General features: G+C 74.7%; 3 protein-coding genes. All 3 read right to left on the bottom strand.

Going from position 1 to position 19806, the window contains the following annotated elements; translation table 11 throughout:
* Window positions 1-10: 10 nt before the first annotated feature.
* The 3 genes from OG553_RS36970 to OG553_RS36960 are packed head-to-tail and all read right to left on the bottom strand — an operon-like array spanning window position 11 to window position 19685.
* On the bottom strand, window positions 11-9130 hold the full coding sequence (locus OG553_RS36970; protein WP_331728482.1) for an SDR family NAD(P)-dependent oxidoreductase: 9120 nt from the start codon (window positions 9128-9130) through the stop codon (window positions 11-13).
* Window positions 9127-18489 carry an amino acid adenylation domain-containing protein gene (locus OG553_RS36965; protein ID WP_331728480.1) on the bottom strand — a complete coding sequence of 3121 codons (9363 nt, stop codon included), beginning with the start codon at window positions 18487-18489 and terminating at the stop codon, window positions 9127-9129. The genes OG553_RS36970 and OG553_RS36965 overlap by 4 nt, the downstream gene beginning before the upstream one ends.
* On the bottom strand, window positions 18486-19685 hold the full coding sequence (locus tag OG553_RS36960; protein ID WP_331728477.1) for an aromatic ring-hydroxylating dioxygenase subunit alpha: 1200 nt from the start codon (window positions 19683-19685) through the stop codon (window positions 18486-18488). Before OG553_RS36960 ends, OG553_RS36965 begins: the two co-directional genes overlap by 4 nt.
* Between the last annotated feature and the right edge of the window lie 121 nt (window positions 19686-19806).

Raw genomic sequence — 19806 nt, 5'->3', positions numbered from 1 at the left:
CGCGGCCCGGTCATCGCCGGCCGTCCCGCTGGAGCAGGGGGCGCAGCAGGGCGCTCAGGGCGGAGGCGGGGGCCTCGTCGCGGCCGCGGTCGCGGTCGGGAGCGGGCGGACCGTCCGGGGGCGGTGCCCCGTGGGCGGCGAGTCCGGCCGCGATGTCGTCGGCGGTGCGTGCCCGCATCAGCAGCGAGGGGTCGACGCTCAGGCCGCTGCGCTGTTCGAGCGCGGTGGTCAGCTCGGCGATCACGAGCGAGTCGAGGCCCAGTCCGGGCAGCGGGCGCTCGCCGGGGTCCTCCCCCAGCACGTGGACGAAGGCCTCCCGGACCCGGGCGCGCATGGCCCCGAAGTCGTGCCCGGCGTGCGCCTGTGCGGGGACCGCGGGAGCCCGGGCCGGCGCCTTGGCGGGCACCTGGGCCTGCGCCTGGGCCTGCGCCTGGGCCGGTACCCCGGCCGGTGCGGACCCGGTGGGCTCCGCGGGCCGGGGCGGGGTGGCGGCCCCGGCCCCCGGGAAGATCACGGCGCCGCCCGACCGGAGGTGGTCGACGAAGGCGTCCAGTGCGTCCTCGGCGTCGATCGAGCGGTCGGCGGAGAAGGACGCGTCCGCCTTCATGCCGATGCCCGCCCAGTTGGGCCACGCGTGCGCGGTGACCGTGGTGACCGGGTCGGTCTCCCGCTCGGCGAGCGCCAGTTGGTAGGCGTTGGCGAGGCTGTAGTCGACCAGTCCCCGGCCCGCCAGGGCCTGCGTGCCGGCGATCGAGGAGACGAGGACGGCGAAGTCGGCGCCCTGCTCCTTGGCCAGCCGTACGACGTTCAGCGAACCGGGGACCTTGGGGGCGAGCACCCTCTCGGCGTCGCTCCACGGCCGGCGCTGCACGGCCCCGAACGGGTTGACCCCGCCGGAGGAGTGCACGACGCCGACCAGCCGGCCCCAGCGCCGCCCCAGCTGCCCGGCGACGGCGGCGAGCGCCGCGGGGTCGGACACGTCGCAGGAGACGTACTCGACCTCGGCCCGCGCCGCCAGGTCCCGCAGGGGGGCGGAGTGCGCGGGGTCGACGGCCGACCGGCCGATGATGCCGATGCGCCTGGCACCCCGGTCGATCAGCCGCTCGGTCAGGCGCAGTCCGACGGCGCCCAGTCCCCCGGTGACCAGGAAGTACCCCTCGGCGGGCAGGGCGTACGGTGCGCCGGGCGCGGCGGGGAGGGAGTGCGGCGTGTGGCGCAGGCCCCTCCGGTAGGCGACGGCGGCCGTTCCGCCGTCGGCGTCGGCTCCGGTGGCCGCACCGGCCGCCAGGGCGGCGTACTCGGCGGCGATGCGGTCGGCCAGGACCCCGGCCGGGTCGGCCGGGTCCAGGTGGACGGTCAGGGTGGGCTTGCGGCCCTCCGCTCCGGCGGCCCGTACGGCCATGGCCATGGCGGCCCGCTCGGGGCGCAGGCCGCCGAGTTCGCCGGGGTGCACGGCGGCGTCGTGGAACCCGGCCCGGAGCAGGGTCCCGTGCGCCGGCAGCGAGGCCACCAGCTCGCCCAGCTCGGCCCAGAAGCCGCTCAGGTCGAGGGGCCGGGCGTCGCGGCCGTCGCGGGAGTCGACCACGATGGCCGCGTCCGCCGGGTGGCCGGGCTCGACGACGGTCGTGCCGCGGTCCCGGAGGGCCCTGGTCAGCGCGTGCCCGATCTCCGGGTCGGCGGTGACCAGGCGGACCGTCGCCCCCTGGGGGGCGGGTACCGGGGCCAGGTCCCGGACGCGCCAGGCGACGCGTACCGCCTCGGTGGCGGGTGCCGGGGCGGGCTCGGCGACCGTGCGGTCGGTGGTGTCGTGCCAGTAGGACCCGCGCTCGAACGGATAGGTGGGGAGGTCGGTGACCCGGGCGTCCGCGGCGGAGAGCGCACGCCAGTCGATGTGCGCGTAGCCGGCCCGGGCCAGCTCGGCGGCGCCGGCGGGCCGGTGCGGCGCCGGGGCCGACCCGGTGCGGACCGCCGCGGCTTCCGCGGTCAGGTCGGGGTCGACGCGGGCGGGCGTGATGACCCCGGCGGCGACGGAGCGCAGCGCGGTGGCGAGTTCGACGGCCGTACGTCCGTGGACGGCGGTCTGGAACTCCATCGGAGAGCGCCCGGTGTTGGCGGTGTGGCAGAGGTCGGCGGTCTCCCGGTCGTCGCGTACGGCGTCGAACCGGTCGGCGTAGGTGCCGGCGAGGTTGCGCAGTGCCGTTTCGTCGGCGGCGCTGACACGTACCACGTACGAGTCCTGCGCCACCACCTCCCGTACGGGTGCGGCAGGGGGCTCCTCGACGATCACGTGGGCGTTGACACCGCCCATCCCGAACGCACTCACCGCCGCCCGACGCGGACCACCACTCCTCGGCCACTCCAGAGCACGGTCCGCCAGATAGAACGGCGACTCCTCGAACCGGATGTGATCGTTGGGCCGCACCACGTGCAACGACGGCGGAACCACACCGTGCTCCATCGCCAGCAACACCTTCACCAACCCCGCCAAACCCGCGGCCGGCTCCAGATGCCCCACGTTCCCCTTCAACGAACCGATCGCACAGAACTGCGAACGACCCGTCAGACCACGCCACGCACGCGTCAGACCCTCCACCTCGATCGGATCACCCAACCCGGTGCCGGTCCCGTGCGCTTCGACCAGACCGATCGACTCCACCGGCACCCCCGCATCACGCAACGCGGCCGCAATGACCTCCTGCTGCGCCGCGCTGCTCGGGACCGTCAGCCCACTGGTCCGGCCACCGTGGTTGACCGCACTGCCCTTGATCACACCCCGGATCCGGTCACCGTCACGCAAGGCGTCCCGCAACGGCTTCACCACCACCGTCACCACACCCTCACCCGGCACGAAACCATCCGCCCCCGCATCGAACGGCCGGGAGGCACCCGACGGGGACAGCGCCCGCAGGTTCCGCATCGCGACGTAGTGCAGGGGGGACATGGCGACGCGGACTCCGGCGACGATGGCCTGTTCGCACTCGCCGTCGCGGATGCTGCGCACCGCCGTGTGCAGGGCCACCAGCGACGAGGAGCACAACGTGTCGATCGTCATGCTCGGCCCGTGCAGGTCCAGGAAATAACTCACCCGGTTGGCCAGGAACGCGTTGTGGTTGCCCAGGCCGCTGGGGGCGTCCAGCTCGGGCGCGATGTTGAAGTCCTTGTAGTGCTGGTAGCTGGCGCCCACGAACACCCCGGTGGAGGGGGTCAGTCGTCTCGGCGGCAGGCCCGCCGACTCCAGGGCCTCCCAGGTCGTGCGGAGCAGCCAGCGGGCCTGCGGGTCGAGGACCTCCGCCTGCTTGGGGAAGAAGTCGAAGAACCGGGCGTCGAACTCCTCGACGTTGTCGAGGAATCCGCCCACGTCGGGCTCGGCGGCGTCGGCGTACGGGCCCCAGCGGTGGGCCGGAGCCGGGCGGATCTGGTCGCCCGAGCCGGCGAGGAGCGACCAGAACCGTTCCGCGTCCGGGGCGCCGGGCAGTGCCAGGGCCAGGCCGATGACCGCCATGTCCTCGGGGGGCACGGTGTCGGCGACCGCGGCGGGGGCTGTGGCGGTCGCCGAAGCAGCGACCGGTGCGGGGGGCGTGTCGTATGTCGTGTCCGGGGCCGGTGCGGGGGCCTCGTCCGGTGCCGTGCCGGGCCCGAACACCCCGTCGGCCGCGAGGCCGGCGACGTGTGCGGCGAGCGCCCGGCAGTCCGCGGCGTCCAGGACGTCCATCGGGCCGATCCGCACCCCGTACTTCTCCTCGACCTCGTCCGCGACGGCCGTCGCCAGCATGGAGTCGAGGCCCGCGGTGGACAGTGAGGTGGTCGCGGTGACACCCGGGTCGTGCAGGACGGTGCGCACCACCGCGACGATCGCCGCCTCCGCCGCCGCGTCCCGCGGACCGCGGTGGGCGGGAGCGGGGACGGGGGCGGGAGCGGGAGCGGAGGGGGACGGGTCGTCGCGGGTCACCGTCACCGTCCGGTACTCGATCCCGTCGAGCCGGACCAGCACCCGCCCGTCGGCGGCGAACAGGGTCGCGTCACCGCGCCGCGTTCCGTCGCTTCCGGGCTCCGCGCCGTCGAGGAGGACGTACGCCGTGCCCGCCGGGTCCGCCCAGCGGGTCGCCCGGCCGATGGAGACCGGCAGGTACGTCCCCGAGGGGGAGGCGGGATCCGCCAGGGTGAGGACGGCCATGGCCTGGAGGGCGGCGTCCATCGCGACCGCCTCGGCCTCCAGCGGGCCGTCGGCGGGGAGGGCGATCCGCGCGAGCACCCGGCCCGGCCCGTACCGCACCTCGGTGATCGACCGGAGCGGGGCGTCGAGCTCCATGCCCTTCGCCGCGAACCAGGCGTAGAGGCCGTCCGGTTCCAGCGTGCGGCCGAGTCCGGCCCGTACGGCGGCCAGGTCCGCGGCTCCGGGCACGGGCCCGGTCGGGGTGCCGGCCGTGGTGAGCCGGGCGATGACCCGGTCGGCGTGCCGGAAGGCGGCGGGGCCGGTGCGGGCGGGGTCGCCCAGGTCGCTGGTGAGGGGATGGGTTCCGGTCCCCCGGCCTGTGAAGGCGATCCCGGTCAGGACACCGCTCGACCGCAGGCCGAGGGCGAGGGGCAGCGCCCCCGGCACGGTGTCCTCGCCGAGCACCCGGTGGGCGGCCGTGAGCCGCCTCACCGCCGCGGCCGTGTCCTCCGCGCCCACGTCCGACGCGGCCGTGTCGGGTCGTGCCCCGAACGGGTAGGGCGGCAGGGTGCGACGAGGCGCCGGCGGGCCCGGGTACACCGCGGCCCAGTCGACGGAACCGCCGCCGACGTAGCGGAAGGCCGCCTCGCCGAGCTCCGTCGAGGCGCCGTCGAGCACCGTCGCGCCGCGGACGACGGTGCCGGGTGCCCGGTCCCCCAGGTCCAGCGCCCGTGCCAGTCCGGTGCTCAGCTCCTCGGCCGTGGCTCCCAGGACCGCGACGCGGTGCGCCCGGTGGTCCCGTCCCACGGCACTGGAGCGGCACAGCGCGGCCGGCTCGTCCGCCGCGCCGTGCAGCAGGGGCCGGACGTCCTCCATGCGCCGGAGCAGGGCGTCCGGGGTGTGGCCGGACAGGACCAGCAGGTACTCGTCCCGCGCGTGGGCCTCCCCGTACGGGGGCTGCCCGGGGTACTCCTCCACGACGACGTGCGCGTTGGTGCCGCCCATGCCGAAGGAGCTGACGCCCGCCCGGCGCGGCCCCCGCGAGGTCCACGGCCGGGGCCCGTCCGGGATCACGAACGGCACGGCGGACAGGTCCAGGTGGCTGCTGGGCTGCTCGAAGCCCGCGACGGGCGGGATCTCGCGGTGCCGCAGGCACAGCAGCACCTTCAGCAGTCCGGCGAGTCCGGCCGCGGGTTCCAGGTGTCCGATGTTGCCCTTGACCGTGCCGATGTGGCACGGCCCGCCGCGGTCCGGGTCGCCGCCGAACACCTCGGTCAGCGCGGCGATCTCGATCGGGTCGCCGAGCCGGGTCGCGGTGCCGTGCGTCTCGATCAGGGAGATGTCCGCCGGGGCCAGGCCGGCGTCGTCCAGGGCGGCCCGGACCACTGCGGCCTGGGCCTCGCTGCGGGGCACCGGGAGGGCGCTGCCCCGGCCGCCGTGGTTGACGGCGGTGCCGCGGATGACGCCCCAGATCCGGTCGCCGTCCCGTTCCGCGTCCGCCAGGGGCTTCAGCATCACGGCCAGCGCGCCCTCGCCGGGGAGGAATCCGTCCGCCCGCTCGTCGAAGGGCCGGGGCAGGCCTTCCGACAGTGCGCCGAGCTGGCTCAGACTGCGGTAGTACCACGGGGTCAGCCCGACCTGGCAGGCCGCCACGATGGCGGCGCCGCAGTGGCCCGCGCGCAGTGCGGCGACCGCCTGCTGGACGGCGACCAGGGAGGAGGAGCACAGGGTGTCGACGGTCTGCGAGGGGCCGGTCAGGTCGAGGGCGTACGAGATCCGGTTGGCCAGTACCGCGTTCATGGAGCCGAGCGCGGTGTGCGGGCCGACGGTCTCCAGTCCCTGCGCGTCGCGGTGGTGGGTGTAGGTGGCGCCGACGAAGACGCCGATGTCGCGGCGGTCCGCGAGACCGCTGTCGTCCCGGACCGTCCAGGCGTGTTCCAGCAGCAGTTTCTGCTGCACGTCCATGTCCTCGGCCTCGCGTACGGAGATGCCGAAGAAGGACGGGTCGAAGCGGTCGATGCCGGAGACGAAGGCGCCGGTCCGGCAGTAGGTGCCCGTCATCCCGCGGCCGCGCGGCTCGAAGTGGGCGTCGACGTCCCAGCGTTCCGCCGGGACCTCGGTGAAGGCGTGCCCGCCGGAGCGGAGCAGCGGCCACAGTTCGGCCGCACCGCCGGCCGCGCCCGGCAGGTCGCCGGAGAAGGCGACGATCGCGACGTCCGCGCCGCGGCCGGCGGCCGCCGGCCGCCGCTGCGGGGTCGGACGCGGTGTCGGGCGCGGGTGGTCCGGTGAGGCGGGCGGGAGCGGCTCGGGCGCGGGGACGGTTTCGGAGGCGGGGACGGGGGCGGACCCGTCGGGCTCCGGTGCCGCGAGCGCGACGGCCGCGCCGTAGCGGTCGGTCAGGGCCTGGACCAGTTCGGCGAACTCGCCGTACTCCAGGAAGAGCGTCGCCGGGAGGTGGACGCCCCACCTGCGCGACAGTTCCTCCGACAGCTCGACGCTCATGATCGAGCTCGCGCTCAGGCCGTAGTCCGACAGCGGGGCGTCGCGGTCGAAGGAGGCGAGGCCCAGCCGCTCGGCGAGGAACCTCTCCAGCTCGTCGGCGACGCGTTCCGCGGCGCCCGCGCCGGCCGCCGCGGCTTCCACGACCTCGACGGCCCGGGCGGTCCGGGCGGCCGGTTCCCGTACGGCGGAAGGCGTTGCGGGACCGTCCGCCGGCTCCTCGTCGTCGTCGGGCGCGATGACCACGTGGCCGGCGTCCGGGTGGGCGACGACCACCTGACGGGGGTCCTCCGGCGATTCCAGTACCGCGATCAGGGCGTCCAGCCCCTCCGCGGTGCCGAGGGGCCGGACGCCGCGCCGGCTCAGCTGCTCGGCGACGGCCGTGCCCATGCCGACCTCGCCCCACAGGCCCCAGTCGACGCTCAGCCACGGCGAGCCGTACGCGTGGGCGAAGGCGTCCAGGTAGGCGTTGGCGGCGGCGTAGCCGCCCTGGCCGAGGTTGCCGAACGTACCGGAGACCGACGCGAACAGCACGGCGAAGTCCAGGTCCTGCCCGGCCACCGCGGCGGCCAGTTCGCGGACCCCGTCGGCCTTGGGCCGCATGACGGCGGCGATGTCCTCGCCGGTGGCGCTGCGGATGAGCCCGTCCTTGAGCGTGCCGGCCGCGTGGACCACGCCGTGCAGCTCGCCGAACTCCGTCCGCATCCGGTCCACCACGGCCGCCAGGGAGCCGGGGGTCGTGACGTCGGCCCGGTAGGAGACGACCTCGCACCCGTACGCGCGGATCGCGGCGGTCGGGTCCCCGCCGGCGGCGGGCGCTCCAGAACGGCTGACCAGCGCGACGACGCCGGCGCCCTCGCGGGCGAACCGGGCGGCGAGCTCCAGGCCCAGCCCCCCGTGCCCGCCGAGGACGAGGTAGCGGCCACCCGGCCTGATCGGCCCCGGCCCCGGGCGGGGCGCGGCGTGCGCCGACCGGTCGCGGACCCGGACGGGTACCCGGCGGACGCCCTCCCGGTAGCCGGTCTCGGTCGGGCCGGCGGCGTCGCCGAGTTCCGCCAGGAGTGCGGTGAGCCCGCCGTCGGAGGTCCGGTCGAGGTCGACGAGGCGCGGGCGCAGGCCCGGGTACTCGATGGCGGCGGTGCGGAGGAACCCCCACAGGGCGGCGCGCGCGGGCACCGGCCGGTCCCCGTCCGCGACCGGCTGCCCGTCCCGGGTCACCACGAGGAAGCGGGACTTGCGCTGCCGCTCGCCGAGGGTCCGCAGGGCGGCGAGGCATCCGTAGAGGCCTACGCGGAGCTCCGCCTCCTCGCTGCGGGAACCGTCGGCCGCGTCGTCGGCGTTCCACAGGTGCACGACGCCCGCGACCGGGTCCCCGACCTCCTCCCAGAGCTGCCGGAACGCCGCCTCGTCGGGCTGCGCCAGCGTCAGCCGGTCACGGTCACGGGGCTGCGGCGCGGAGGGGCCGGTACCGACCTCCACCACGCGGGCGCCCCCGGCCCGCAGCCGCTCGGCGGTGCGCGCGCCGAGCCCGTCGGTGCCGCCGTCGTGCAGCACCACCCAGGTGCCGGTCACCGGCTCGGGCCGGCCGGCGGCGTCCGCGGGTGCGGGACGCCAGACGATCCGGCTGATGGGCAGCGCGGCGGATCGTGCCGGGGCCGGGGCGGCGGTCCGCCCCCCGACGGCGGCGGTCCGCCGCATGCGGAGCCCTTCGAACTCCGCGGCGATCTCGTTGGAGGGCCCCAGCACGGTCGCGTCGGCGGTGGCGTACGCACCGTCGACGCCGGTGCGGCGCACCAGGACGGTCACACCGGACGACAGTGCCGAGAGGTCGGTGAGGACCCGGAGGCGGGCGAGGCCGATCGGCAGCATGGGGTGGGGGCCGTCGGATCCCGTGAGGTCCTGGAGCGCACAGCTGACGACCTGGAACACCCCGTCCACCAGGAGCGGGTGGGCGTACCAGGGCACGGGCTCGGCGTCGGAGCGCAGGGTGGCCCGGACCACGCCGCCGTCGCCGACGGCGAGCTCCTGGACGGTGCGGAAGTCGGGCCCGTACTGGAGGCCCTCACGGGCCCAGCTGTCGTACAGCCGGGACGGGGCGAGGGTCAGCGGGCCGGCCGGCTGCGGGCCGGGGCCGGCGGGCGGCGCCTGGAAGGCGTCCGGGAGCAGCCGGCCGGTACCGGTGGACAGCGGCTTGCGCTCGCCTGCGACGACGGTGCTCAGCTCGAAGCGGGTCCGCGGCCCGAAGGTCACGTCGAGCCGGACGGGAGCCGCCGCGCCCTCGCTGATGGTGAGGGGCCGCAGGAAGGTCACGTCGGTGAGCTCCAGCGGTGCGAACGGCCCGCGCCGGGCGACGCCGACCATGGCCATTTCCAGTTGCACGGCGGCGGGCAGGAGCCCGGTACCGGCGGACCGGTGCTGGGCGATGAAGGGCTCCTGGCCCGTGAACGTCTTCTCGTAGGTCTCGGCCGGGTACGTCACTGTCCCTCGCTCCGGTACTCGTAGTGACGGTCGAACAGCGGGTGACTGACGGGACTCGTCGCCGTATCGGCGGGGCGGGCGGCGGGCGCCACCAGCTCCTGCCGTGTGAAGGGGTAGGTGGGGATGGTGGTCGTGCGCTGCCCCTTGCCGGCGTGCAGACCCTGCCAGTCCAGATCGGCCGGGGTCCCGTTCACATAGGCGGCCAGGGCCGCGTGCAGTTCGGCCTGATCGGTGCGCTCGCGGCGCAGCGTGTTCAGCCACAGCGGCTGCGGTTCGCCCCAGGAAGCCCGCGCGAGCGGGGTCAGCTGGGGGTGGGAACCGATCTCCCACACCGCGCCCGCGCCCAGTCCGGCGAGCGTCGCGGTCGCTTCCCCGAAGCGGACCGGCTCCCTGATCGCCCGGCCCCAGTACGCGGGATCGACGGCGGTCTCGGGCGAATGCCACGTGCCGGAGACGGAGGAGGCGAAGGGCAGGGCGGGAGCCGAGAGCACCGTGCCCGCCACCGCCTGGGTGAACGGGGCGACCGCGCCTTCCATCAACGCCGAGTGGAACGCGTGGCTGACCACCATCGGTGTCGACCGCAGCCCCGAACCCTCACGGAACGCGGCGACCGCGTCCGCGGGCCCGGAAACCGTCACCACACGCGGAGCGTTGAACGCCGCGACCTCCACACCCGGACAACCCGCCAGAGCCGACACCACTACATCCGCGTCCGCGTGGACCACCGCCATGGCCCCCCGGCCCGGCTGCGCCTCCATCAACCGCCCGCGCAGAGCCGTCAACCGCAGCAGGTCCTCCAGCCGCAGCACCCCCGCCACCCACGCCGCCGTCAGCTCACCCAGACTGTGACCCGCCACCGCGTCCGGACGGACACCGACCGACTCCAGCCAGCGCACCAGAGCCACCTGCACCGACACGATCCCGACCTGCGCGTACCCGGTCCGGTCCAGCCGGCCCGCCTCACCACCGAACAACAGCTCCAGGAGCGGCACGTCCAGATGCGGCACCAGCAGAGCCGCACACTCCTCCAACGCCGCCCGGAACACCGGCTCCGCCGCGTACAGACCACGGCCCATACCCGCGTACTGCGACCCCTGCCCCGTGAACACGAACACGTTCGGACCGGCCTTGCCCCCCTTGCGGGAGGCCGGGACGCGGCCGGCGGCGATCTCCTTCAAGGCGGCCGTCAGCACGGTGGCGTCGGCGCCGTGGACCACCGAGCGGAAGCGGTGGCCCGCACGCCCGGTGTTCGCGGTGTGCGCGAAGTCCCCCAGCGTCTCTCCCGATGCGCCGAGCAGTTCGTCCGCGTAGGTGCCGGCGAGCGTCTGCAGTGCCGTCTCGTCGGCGGCGCTGACCCGCACGACATACGAGTCCTGCGCCACCACCTCCCGCACGGGTGCGGCAGGCGGCTCCTCGACGATCACATGGGCGTTGACACCGCCCATCCCGAACGCACTCACCGCCGCCCGACGCGGACCACCACTCCTCGGCCACTCCAGAGCACGGTCCGCCAGATAGAACGGCGACTCCTCGAACCGGATGTGATCATTGGGCCGCACCACGTGCAACGACGGCGGAACCACACCGTGCTCCATCGCCAGCAACACCTTCACCAACCCCGCCAAACCCGCGGCCGGCTCCAGATGCCCCACGTTCCCCTTCAACGAACCGATCGCACAGAACTGCGAACGACCCGTCAGACCACGCCACGCACGCGTCAGACCCTCCACCTCGATCGGATCACCCAACCCGGTGCCCGTCCCGTGCGCCTCGACCAGACCGATCGACTCCACCGGCACACCCGCATCACGCAACGCGGCCGCAATGACCTCCTGCTGCGCCGCGCTGCTCGGGACCGTCAGACCGCTCGTCCGGCCACCGTGGTTGACCGCACTGCCCTTGATCACACCCCGGATCCGGTCACCGTCACGCAAGGCGTCCCGCAACGGCTTCACCACCACCGTCACCACACCCTCACCCGGCACGAAACCATCCGCCCCCGCATCGAACGGCCGGAGCGCGTTGGACGGGGAGAACGAGCGCAGGCGCGAGCCGAGTTGGAAGTACTGCGGTGACATGGCCAGGTGCACGCCGGCGACGATGGCCTGTTCGCACTCGCCGTCGCGGATGCTGCGCACCGCCGTGTGCAGGGCCACCAGCGACGAGGAGCACAACGTGTCGATCGTCATGCTCGGCCCGTGCAGGTCCAGGAAATAGCTCACCCGGTTGGCCAGGATCGCGTTGTGGTTGCCCAGGCCGGCCGCCGTCTGGACGACGTCCCCGACGACCGTGTCGCGGTAGTGCTGGTAGCTGGCGCCCACGAACACCCCGGTGGAGCGCTGGGGGCGTCCGGCGAGGCCGGCGTCCTCCAGGGCCCGCCAGGCCGACTGGACGAGGTGACGCTGCTGGGGGTCGATCCACTCCGCCTCGGCGGGTGACAGCCGGAAGAAGCCGGGGTCGAAGTCGGTCAGTCCCTGGACGAAGCCGGCGCGTCTGAGGTAGACGGTGCCGGGCGCGCCCTCGGTCCCGTAGTAGGAGTCGATGTCCCAGCGGGACGCCGGCACTTCGGTGAGGCAGTCCTCGCCCTCCACCAGTACCCGCCACAGTTCCTCGGGGCTCCCGGCGTTCGGGAACACTCCGTCGAAGCCGATGACGGCGATGTCGTGCGGCTCCTCTTCACCGGTGGCCGGGGCGCCGGGCAGCGGGGCCGCCGGTACCGGGGCCGGAGCCGGTGCGGGGGCCTGGGCCAGGACCGGGGCGGGGGCCGGGACCGGGGCGGGGGCCGGGACCGGGGCGGGGGCCGGGACCGGCTCTTCGCGCCCTTCGGGAACGGTCGCGGGGGGACCCGCTTCGGCAGGTGCCGCGACGACCCCGTACTCGTCCCGCAGCTCGGCGGCCAGCCGGTCGACCGTGCCGACCTCCAGGACCAGCGTCACGGGGATGTCCACGTCCAGCCTGGTCCGGATGTCCTGGGCCAGGGAGACCGCGAGCATCGAGTCGAGCCCCTGTTCCTGCAGCGGGCGGTCCGTCTCCAGTTCGTCGACGTCCAGTTCCAGGGCTTCCGCCACCCAGCGGGCCAGTGCGGCGTCGAGCGCCGCGGCCGCCGGACGGCCGGGGGCCGGCGCGGGACGGTGACCGTTGGCTACGGCACCCGGGACCCGGACCGGTGCGGGTGCGGGCGCCGGTGCGGGCGTCGGCCGGGGGCGGTGGCCGTCCCGCGCGTCGTCTCCCGTGCCCCCGGGCGACGGTGCCGGGGAGAGCCGCTTCCAGGTGATCCCGCGTGCCTCCAGGACCGGTGCGTCCCCGTCGAGGACCACCAGGCTCGCCGTCAGCAGACCGGCGTCCGGTCCGCCGTCCCGGTCGCGCCGGGCGTAGACGCGGGCGGTGTCGGGAAGCCGGCCGAGGACGGTGAGCCGCTCGACGGTGAACGGTACGTACAGCCCTCGCGCACCGCACGCGGCGAGCGCGATCTGGAAGGCCCCGTCCAGGAGCCGGGCGTCCACGGCGCCGTCGGTCCGTCCGGCGCCGCGCAGCACACCGGTCGCCTGCCCTGGGGCCACGGAGAGCTCGGCCACCGTCCGGAAGCCGGCGCCGTAGGAGAGGCCGGTGCGCTCGAAGGCGTCGTACATCTCGTCGAGCGCGACGGGGGTGAAGCCGTCGGCGACGGCCGGCACGGTGAGCGAGGGCTGTTCCGGCGCGGTCACCCCGGTGGTGACCACCAGGGCTCCGGTGCCGTCGCGGAAGGCGACCGCCTCCCCGTCGAGCTCGGCGGTGAGGGTCGCGGGGGCCACGACGGCCGCCCGGAAGGTGAGGTCGCGCAGGCCGAACCGGTCGCGGCCGAGGAGTTCGGCGACCTTGCCGGGGTATCCGGCTCCGGGCAGCGTCGGCCTGCCGAGGACCACGTGCTCGGCCGCGTCCGGGTGCTCCGTCCAGGTGTCCCCCGTACGGCCGGGCGCGGGCTCCCGTACGACGGCCCGCGGCTGTTCGGCGGGCTCCAGCCACAGGTACTTCTCGGCCTGGGGCCTGGTCGGGAAGCGCACGCCCGACCGGCGGCGCTGCGCCGCGGGCAGCTCGGCGCCGTCGGCGAACGCGCGGGCCGCCGCGTCGAGCGCACGGCGGTCCGCTCCGCCGCCGTGGGGCACTTCGTGGACGCGTGCCGCCCGGGCGGCCACCCCCAGGTGGAGGGAGCGGACGTCCCCGACACCTGCGAGGAACAGCTGCAGCTTGTCCTCCAGCTGCTCCACGCTGTCCGCCACGCACGCCAGCCGGTGGGACTGGGCCGGCCGCTGCCGGCTCGCCCCGCTCAGCGCTTCGAGGGACGGGCAGTAGGCGGAGCGCAGCATCAGCACGAGCCGGTGGGCCAGTGTGCGCAGCGCCTCGTCCGACCCCGCGGAGAGGACCAGCAGCTGCGGTCCGGGCTCGTCCCCGTCCGCTGCCGTGGCGGGGCCGGCCTCGACGACGGCGTGGGCGTTCGCTCCGCCGAAGCCGAAGCTGCTGATGCCCGCGACGCGCGGACCGGCGCCCCACGGCTGGAGCCGGTCGGCGACGAACAGGGGTGAGGCGTCGAAGTCGAAGGAGGTGTTCGGGGTACTGAAGTTCAGCGACGGCGGGATGTGCCCCGCCTGGAGCGCCAGGACGGTCTTGATGAGTCCGGCGATGCCGGCGGCGGGCTCCAGGTGTCCGATGTTGGTCTTCACCGAGCCCACGGCCACCGGCCGGCGGCCGGCGGGCCCGCCCAGGACGGCGTGCAGGGCTTCGAGTTCGATGAGGTCGCCGAGCTGGGTGCCGGTGCCGTGCGCCTCGATGTAGCCGATGTCGGCCGCGGTGCGCCCGGACCCGGCCAGGGCCCTGCGCAGGACGGCTTCCTGGGCGGGCCGGCTGGGCGCCGTGAGGAAGCCGGCGCTGCCGCCGGTGTGGTTGACGGCGGTGCCGCGGATCACGGCGAGGACGGGGTCGCCGTCGCGTTCGGCGTCGGCGAGCCGCTTGAGGATGACGGCGCCGGCGCCTTCGCCGCGTACGTAGCCGTCGGCTCCGTCGTCGAAGGCGCGGCACGTCCCCTGCGGGGACAGCATCCCGTTGCGGGCGAACGAGCGCGTCTTGGCCGGGGTGAGGACCAGGTTCGCGGCGCCGACGACGGCGGCGTCCACCTCGCCGGCCCGCAGGTGCATGGCCGCCTGGTGCAGGGCGACGAGGGAGGAGGAGCAGGCCGTGTCGACGGTGAAGCTCGGGCCCGACCAGTCGAAGACGTGCGACAGCCGGTTGGCGACCATGGAGGGGGCCGTGCCCGTCGCCACGTGCGGGTCGCCGTGGCCGATGCTGCGCGCCACGATCTCCGGGAAGTCGCTCGCGATGGCTCCGACGAAGACGCCGGTGTCGGCGCCGAGGGAGGTGTGGTCGTGGCCGCAGCTCTCCAGGGCCTCCGCGGTCACGCTGAGCAGGATCCGCTGGAGGGGGTCCATGCGGCGGGCCTCGCGGTCGCTGATCCCGAAGCGGGCGGCGTCGAAGTGCTCCACGCCGTCCACCCAGCCCATGCGGACGTCGTCGGCGCCGGCCTCGGACCACAGGTGGGCCCAGCCGCGCTTGCCGTCCGGAGCGTCCCCGACGCTGGAGACCCCGTCGACGAGGTTCTGCCAGAACTCGTCGGGCGTGGCGGCTCCGGGGAACCGGCACGCCATGCCGATGACGGCCAGGGCGCCGTCGTCGGCGAGCGGCCGGGCGGGCTCCGCGGGGGCCGCTGCCGCGGGGGCGGGGGCCGCCGGTGCGGTCGTGGCCGGTGCGGTCGTGGCCGGTGCGGTCGTGGCCGGTGCGGTCGTGGCCGGTGCGGTCGTGGCCGGCGGCGTCGTCGCGGGCTCCGTGGGGGCGGGGGCGTCCTCGGCTGCCTCCGGGCCGTCGAGCAGCCGCACCACTCCCTCCGCGCCCAGCAGCCGGGCGAGCTTGGCCGGGGTGCCGGAGGCGAAGAGCGACGGGGCGGTGATGTCGGCGCCCAGCTCGCGGCTGAGGCGGACGGCGGCGGAGGTGACGTTGACCGAGTCGCCGCCCAGGTCGAAGAAGTTGGCGTGCACGTCGAAGGAGGCCTGGTCCAGCGTGGCGGCGAACACGCCCGCGATGGACCGCGCGAGCACCTCTTCCGTGACCCCTTCCGCGAGCGGCTGCGGGGACTCCACGGCTTCCGCCTCGTCCACCGCCGTTCCGGCGGACCCCTCGGCGGAAGGGATGATCGTGTCGCGCGTCGGCAGCGGCAGCTTGGCCCGCGACACCTTGCCGTTGTCGGTCAGCGGCATGGCGTCGAGGCTGACGTAGGCGTCGGGCACCATGTAGCCGGGCAGGGAACCGCCGACGAAGGCGTCGAGGCGGGACCTGGCCGGGACGCCGTCGCCCACCAGGTAGGCGGTGAGCCTCGGTTCGCCGCGTCCCTCGAACCGTGCCGCGACGACCACGGCGGCGGTGATGCCCTCGAAGCTCTCCAGCACCCGCTCGATCTCCGCGGGCTCGATGCGGTTGCCGCGCACCTTCACCTGGGCGTCGGTACGGCCCAGCCACTCGATCGCGCCGTCCGCGTGGAGGCGTACCTCGTCACCGGTCCGGTAGAGCCGGTCACCGGTCACGGGGTGGACGGTGAAGACCTCGTCGGTCAGGTCGGGCCGGCCGGTGTAGCCGCGGGCGAGTCCCGCCCCGGAGAGGTACAGCTCGCCGGTTGCTCCGGGCCCGGCCGGCTTCGACTCGGCGTCCAGGACGTGGAGTTCCATGTTCGGCAGGGGCTCGCCCAGCGGCAGGAAGGAGCCCACCGAGGTGACCTCGTGGCAGGAGGTCCAGATCGTCGCCTCCGTCGGGCCGTACAGGTTCCACAGGGCGCGGGCCGGTGCGTGGAGCCGCTCGGCGGTGGCGGGCGGGAGCGCCTCGCCGCCGGAGAGGACGGTGAGGCCCGCGTGCGGGGTCCAGCCGGTGCCCAGCAGCAGGCGCCACAGGCTGGGGGTCGCCTGGGCCACCGTGACGCCGGCGGTGAGTTCGGCCAGCCGGTACGGGTCCGCCGCGGTCTCCCGGGAGGCCAGGACGACGGTCGCCCCGGTCGTGAGCGGGAGGAGCAGTTCCAGCAGCGAGATGTCGAAGGCCACCGTGGTGTGCGCGAGCACGGTGTCGTCGGGCAGCACTCCCAGGCGTGCGCCGATGCCGGTGAGGAAGTTGGCCAGCGCGCCGTGCTCGATCTCCACGCCCTTGGGCTTGCCGGTCGACCCGCTGGTGAACAGGACGTACGCCAGATCGGAGGCGGCGACCCGCGGCGGCACGGCCTGCGCCGAGCCGTCGGCGCCGGGGACGGGCCGCGCGGGGCCCAGGGAGGCGCCCAGGGCGTGGGTTCGGTCGTCGGTGAGGATGAGGTCGCACCGCGAGACCTCCACGTACCGCTGGAGCCGCTCCAGCGGGTAGCCGGGGTCCAGGGGCAGGAAGGCCGCGCCGGCGCGCAGGATTCCGAGCAGGGCCGGGAGCAGGGTGACGTCCCGCTCCATGAGGACGCCGACCACCGAGCCGGATTCGACGCCCTCGTCGTGCAGGCGGGCGGCGACGGCGTCGGCCCAGGCGTCCAGGCCGGCGTAGGTGAGCGTACGGGTGCCGCTGCGGACGGCGGTGGCGCCGGGCCGCTCGGCCGCGGCGGCGGCGAACAGGTCCAGTACCGTCGCGGTCTCCGGCGGGGCGGTGGCCGTGGCGGCGGCGTCCGGCCGCGGCTCGGCCGGCCGCACCGCGTCGCGGGGTTCGGCACCGGGCTCGGTGTCGGGCTCGGTGTGGGGCTCCTCGCCGTGCAGGAGGGACGTCAGGAGCAGGTCCTCGACCCGCAGGGTGAGGTCGAGCGCTTCGTCCTCGCCCATCGCCGTCTCCCGGACGCAGATGGTGGGCGGGCCGTCCCGCAGGCAGAGCAGGGCGATCTCGGTGTGCGGTTCGGCGGACGCCTCCTCCCCCGCGCTGCGGTCCAGCACCATGACGCGGGTGAAGCTCGGCTCGTCGTCGCCGAGCGGCCGTCCGGCCAGGCCGAGCCGGAGTTCGAGGTCGCCGGCGTAGCCCTGGCGGGCCGCCGCCTCGTCGAACTTGTCCCGCAGGGAGCGGGTGGTGTCGCCCTCGAACCGTACGGGCAGGCGCGCGGCGGTGATGCCGTGGGTGCGGTCGGCGAGGACGCGCGCGGCCGACGGCGACCAGGCGAAGTCGAAGACGTCCTCGCCGGTGCGTTCGGCGATCACGGTGAGGAAGGCGCGGGCCACCGCGACGGCCTCCTCCCGTGAGGCCGGCGTGAAGGCCAGTTCGTAGCGCCCGTAGTGGGCGCCGGCCGCGGAGAAGTCGTCGGCGGGCAGCGGGGCGGGGCGCAGCCGCGCCAGTCGGGCGCGCCACCAGGGCTCGTGGGGCCGCAGCAGCTTCTGGGCCGCGGCGATGTCCGCCAGGCGCTCCGCCGAAGCGGCGGGCATCGCGGCTCCGGGGGTGAGGCCGAGGCGCTGGGCGACCGCCTGGCCGCTGAGCGCGCTGCCGTCGACGTCGGTGCAGTCGCTCAGCACGAGGTCCGCGTCGGGGGCGGCCAGGGTGACGGCGGAGTTGCTCACGGCCAGCACGGTGGTCCCGGGGCGCGTGTCGTCGCGCGGGACCAGCCTGACCTGCCGGGTGAACACCGCGCCCTGTTCCGTGACGAGGGTCGGCACGCCCAGAGGGTTGGGGAAGGATCCGAAGTCGAGGGCCTTGGAGATCCTGACGGCCTCGGCGGCGGACGTTCCGGCGTGGATGACGCCGCCGTCGGCCATGCGGTCGGACCGGCGGTAGAACCTGCGTTCGCGGTCGCCGGTGTCGATCGGCTCGGGCAGCGTGCGCGCCACCACGTGCGGGACGAGGCCGGCGAAGAGGTCGATGCCGACCTCGGCCGTCTCGTACGTGAGGGACAGGGCGGTGGAGTGGTCGCGGACCGGGAACCAGCGCTCCAGCAGCACGCTGCCGGCGTCGACGGCCTCCGTCATCCGGTGCCAGGTGGCCGCGTGCCGGGAGGCGCCCTCGTACAGGGCCCAGGCCGGGACGTGGCTGCCGGAGTAGCGGGGCAGCGGCCCGTCGTGGAAGTTGATCGCGGCGATCTTCGGCAGGCCGAGCACCGGGGCGGTCAGGATGCGGAAGTTCACCATGCTGAAGAGGTAGTCGAACGGCTTCGCCGAGAGGGTCTCGGTCAGGTCGCCGCGCGGGTCGAGCACCGGGATCCCGCGGGCCTGCGCCCATGCCGTCACGGCGGGGTCGTCGCTGAGGACGCCCTCGACGCGTACGCCCGCGTCGAGGAGCTGTGCGGCGCACTGGGTGAGGACCCGGGTGCCGCCTATCAGGTAGCAGGTGGCTGTCGTACTCACTCCGCGGCCTCCCCGGGCTCGGCGGTGTCCTCGCCGCGCGCGTCGGCGTCCGGGGCCCCGGCGCACTCACGGGCGACCCAGGAGTCGATCTGGGAGACGACCTCCTCGTCGAGCGAGAGCTGCCCGGGCGTCCACAGCGGGTTCGACAGGCCCCGGTGCGTCCGCTCGCACATCTCCCAGTCCTCGTAGTTCGCCTTGTCCCACAGCGCGAACACGGCCTCGTGGGAGAAGTCGCTCTTGGCGGTCTCGGAGGGGTGGAAGAGCCAGAAGTGCCGGACGAAGCAGGTGCCGGCGGTCTCGGGCCAGACCCACTGCATCATCACGTAGTCGGCGGTGAACCCGAAGAGGAGGTTCGGCAGGATGGTGATCCAGTTGATCTTGTTGCGGTCGTTCTCGGGAACCAGCTCCATGGGCGTCCGGCTGCTGCGGCCGGTCATGGACACGGAGTTGTAGTCGCCGCGGAGCGCCTGCCACGCCCCGACGATGTCGCCCTTGAGGTCGTAGGTGCCCGCGTCGTCGAAGTCGGTGATGCGGTGCAGGTCCTTGTGGGCGGTCGGGAAGTGCAGGCTCTCGTTCACGTTGTGCGCGACGAGCTTCCAGTTCGAGGCGACGGGGTAGTCCTTCGCCTCGACGCACTCCAGGTCGGCGAGCTCGTAGACCTTCGCGAACTCGCCGAACTCGCCGAGCGAGGCGTCGAGGTCGGGGGCGTCGTCCGAGAAGGTGATGAACACGACCCCGTGGCGGACCTCGGTGCGCACCGGCAGCAGGCCGTTCTTCTCCTTCTCGAAGAAGTGGTCCAGGTAGGTGCCGTTGAGGCTCTTCAGCTTGCCGTTCCGGTCGTAGACCCAGCAGTGGTAGAGGCAGACCAGGCTCTGCCGCTTGCCGGTGGCCTCCTCCACGAGCTTGTAGCCGCGGTGCCGGCAGTAGTTGTGGTAGGCCTGGATCCCGTCGTCCCCGTGGATGAGGAGGACGGATCCGGTGCCGATGTTCAGGGTGCTGTAGGCGCCCTTCTCCTTGAGGCGGGAGACGTGGTCCACCGGGAGCCAGCGTCGGCCGTAGATGCGGGACATCTCCAGTCGGTGCTGCTCGTCGCCGGTGTAGAACTCGTGCGACCGGCCGATGCCGCCTGTCTCGAAATAGGGCCTTTCCTCGTCCTGGTCACTGATGAGGTCGAACATGCTGGTCGCACGCGTCATCTGCGGGGCTCCCTCGGAGGGTGAAGCGCATGGAAGGCGCTGCCGGAGCGCCGGGGGTCCGGGGCCTGTGGGGAGGCCGCACCGGACCCCGCGCGGCGCGGGACGGCAAGGTGGCTGAACG

The sequence above is a fragment of the Streptomyces sp. NBC_00158 genome (assembly GCF_045160885.1).
In the GTDB taxonomy this organism is placed as follows: domain Bacteria; phylum Actinomycetota; class Actinomycetes; order Streptomycetales; family Streptomycetaceae; genus Streptomyces.
The sequence above is the reverse complement of the archived record's forward strand: the minus strand, read 5'-3'. Positions and strand labels throughout refer to the sequence as shown.

Excerpts from the sequence above, each read along its gene's own strand:
- OG553_RS36960 (WP_331728477.1), bottom strand. The coding sequence starts at position 19,685 with ATGACGCGTGCGACCAGCATGTTCGACCTCATCAGTGACCAGGACGAG.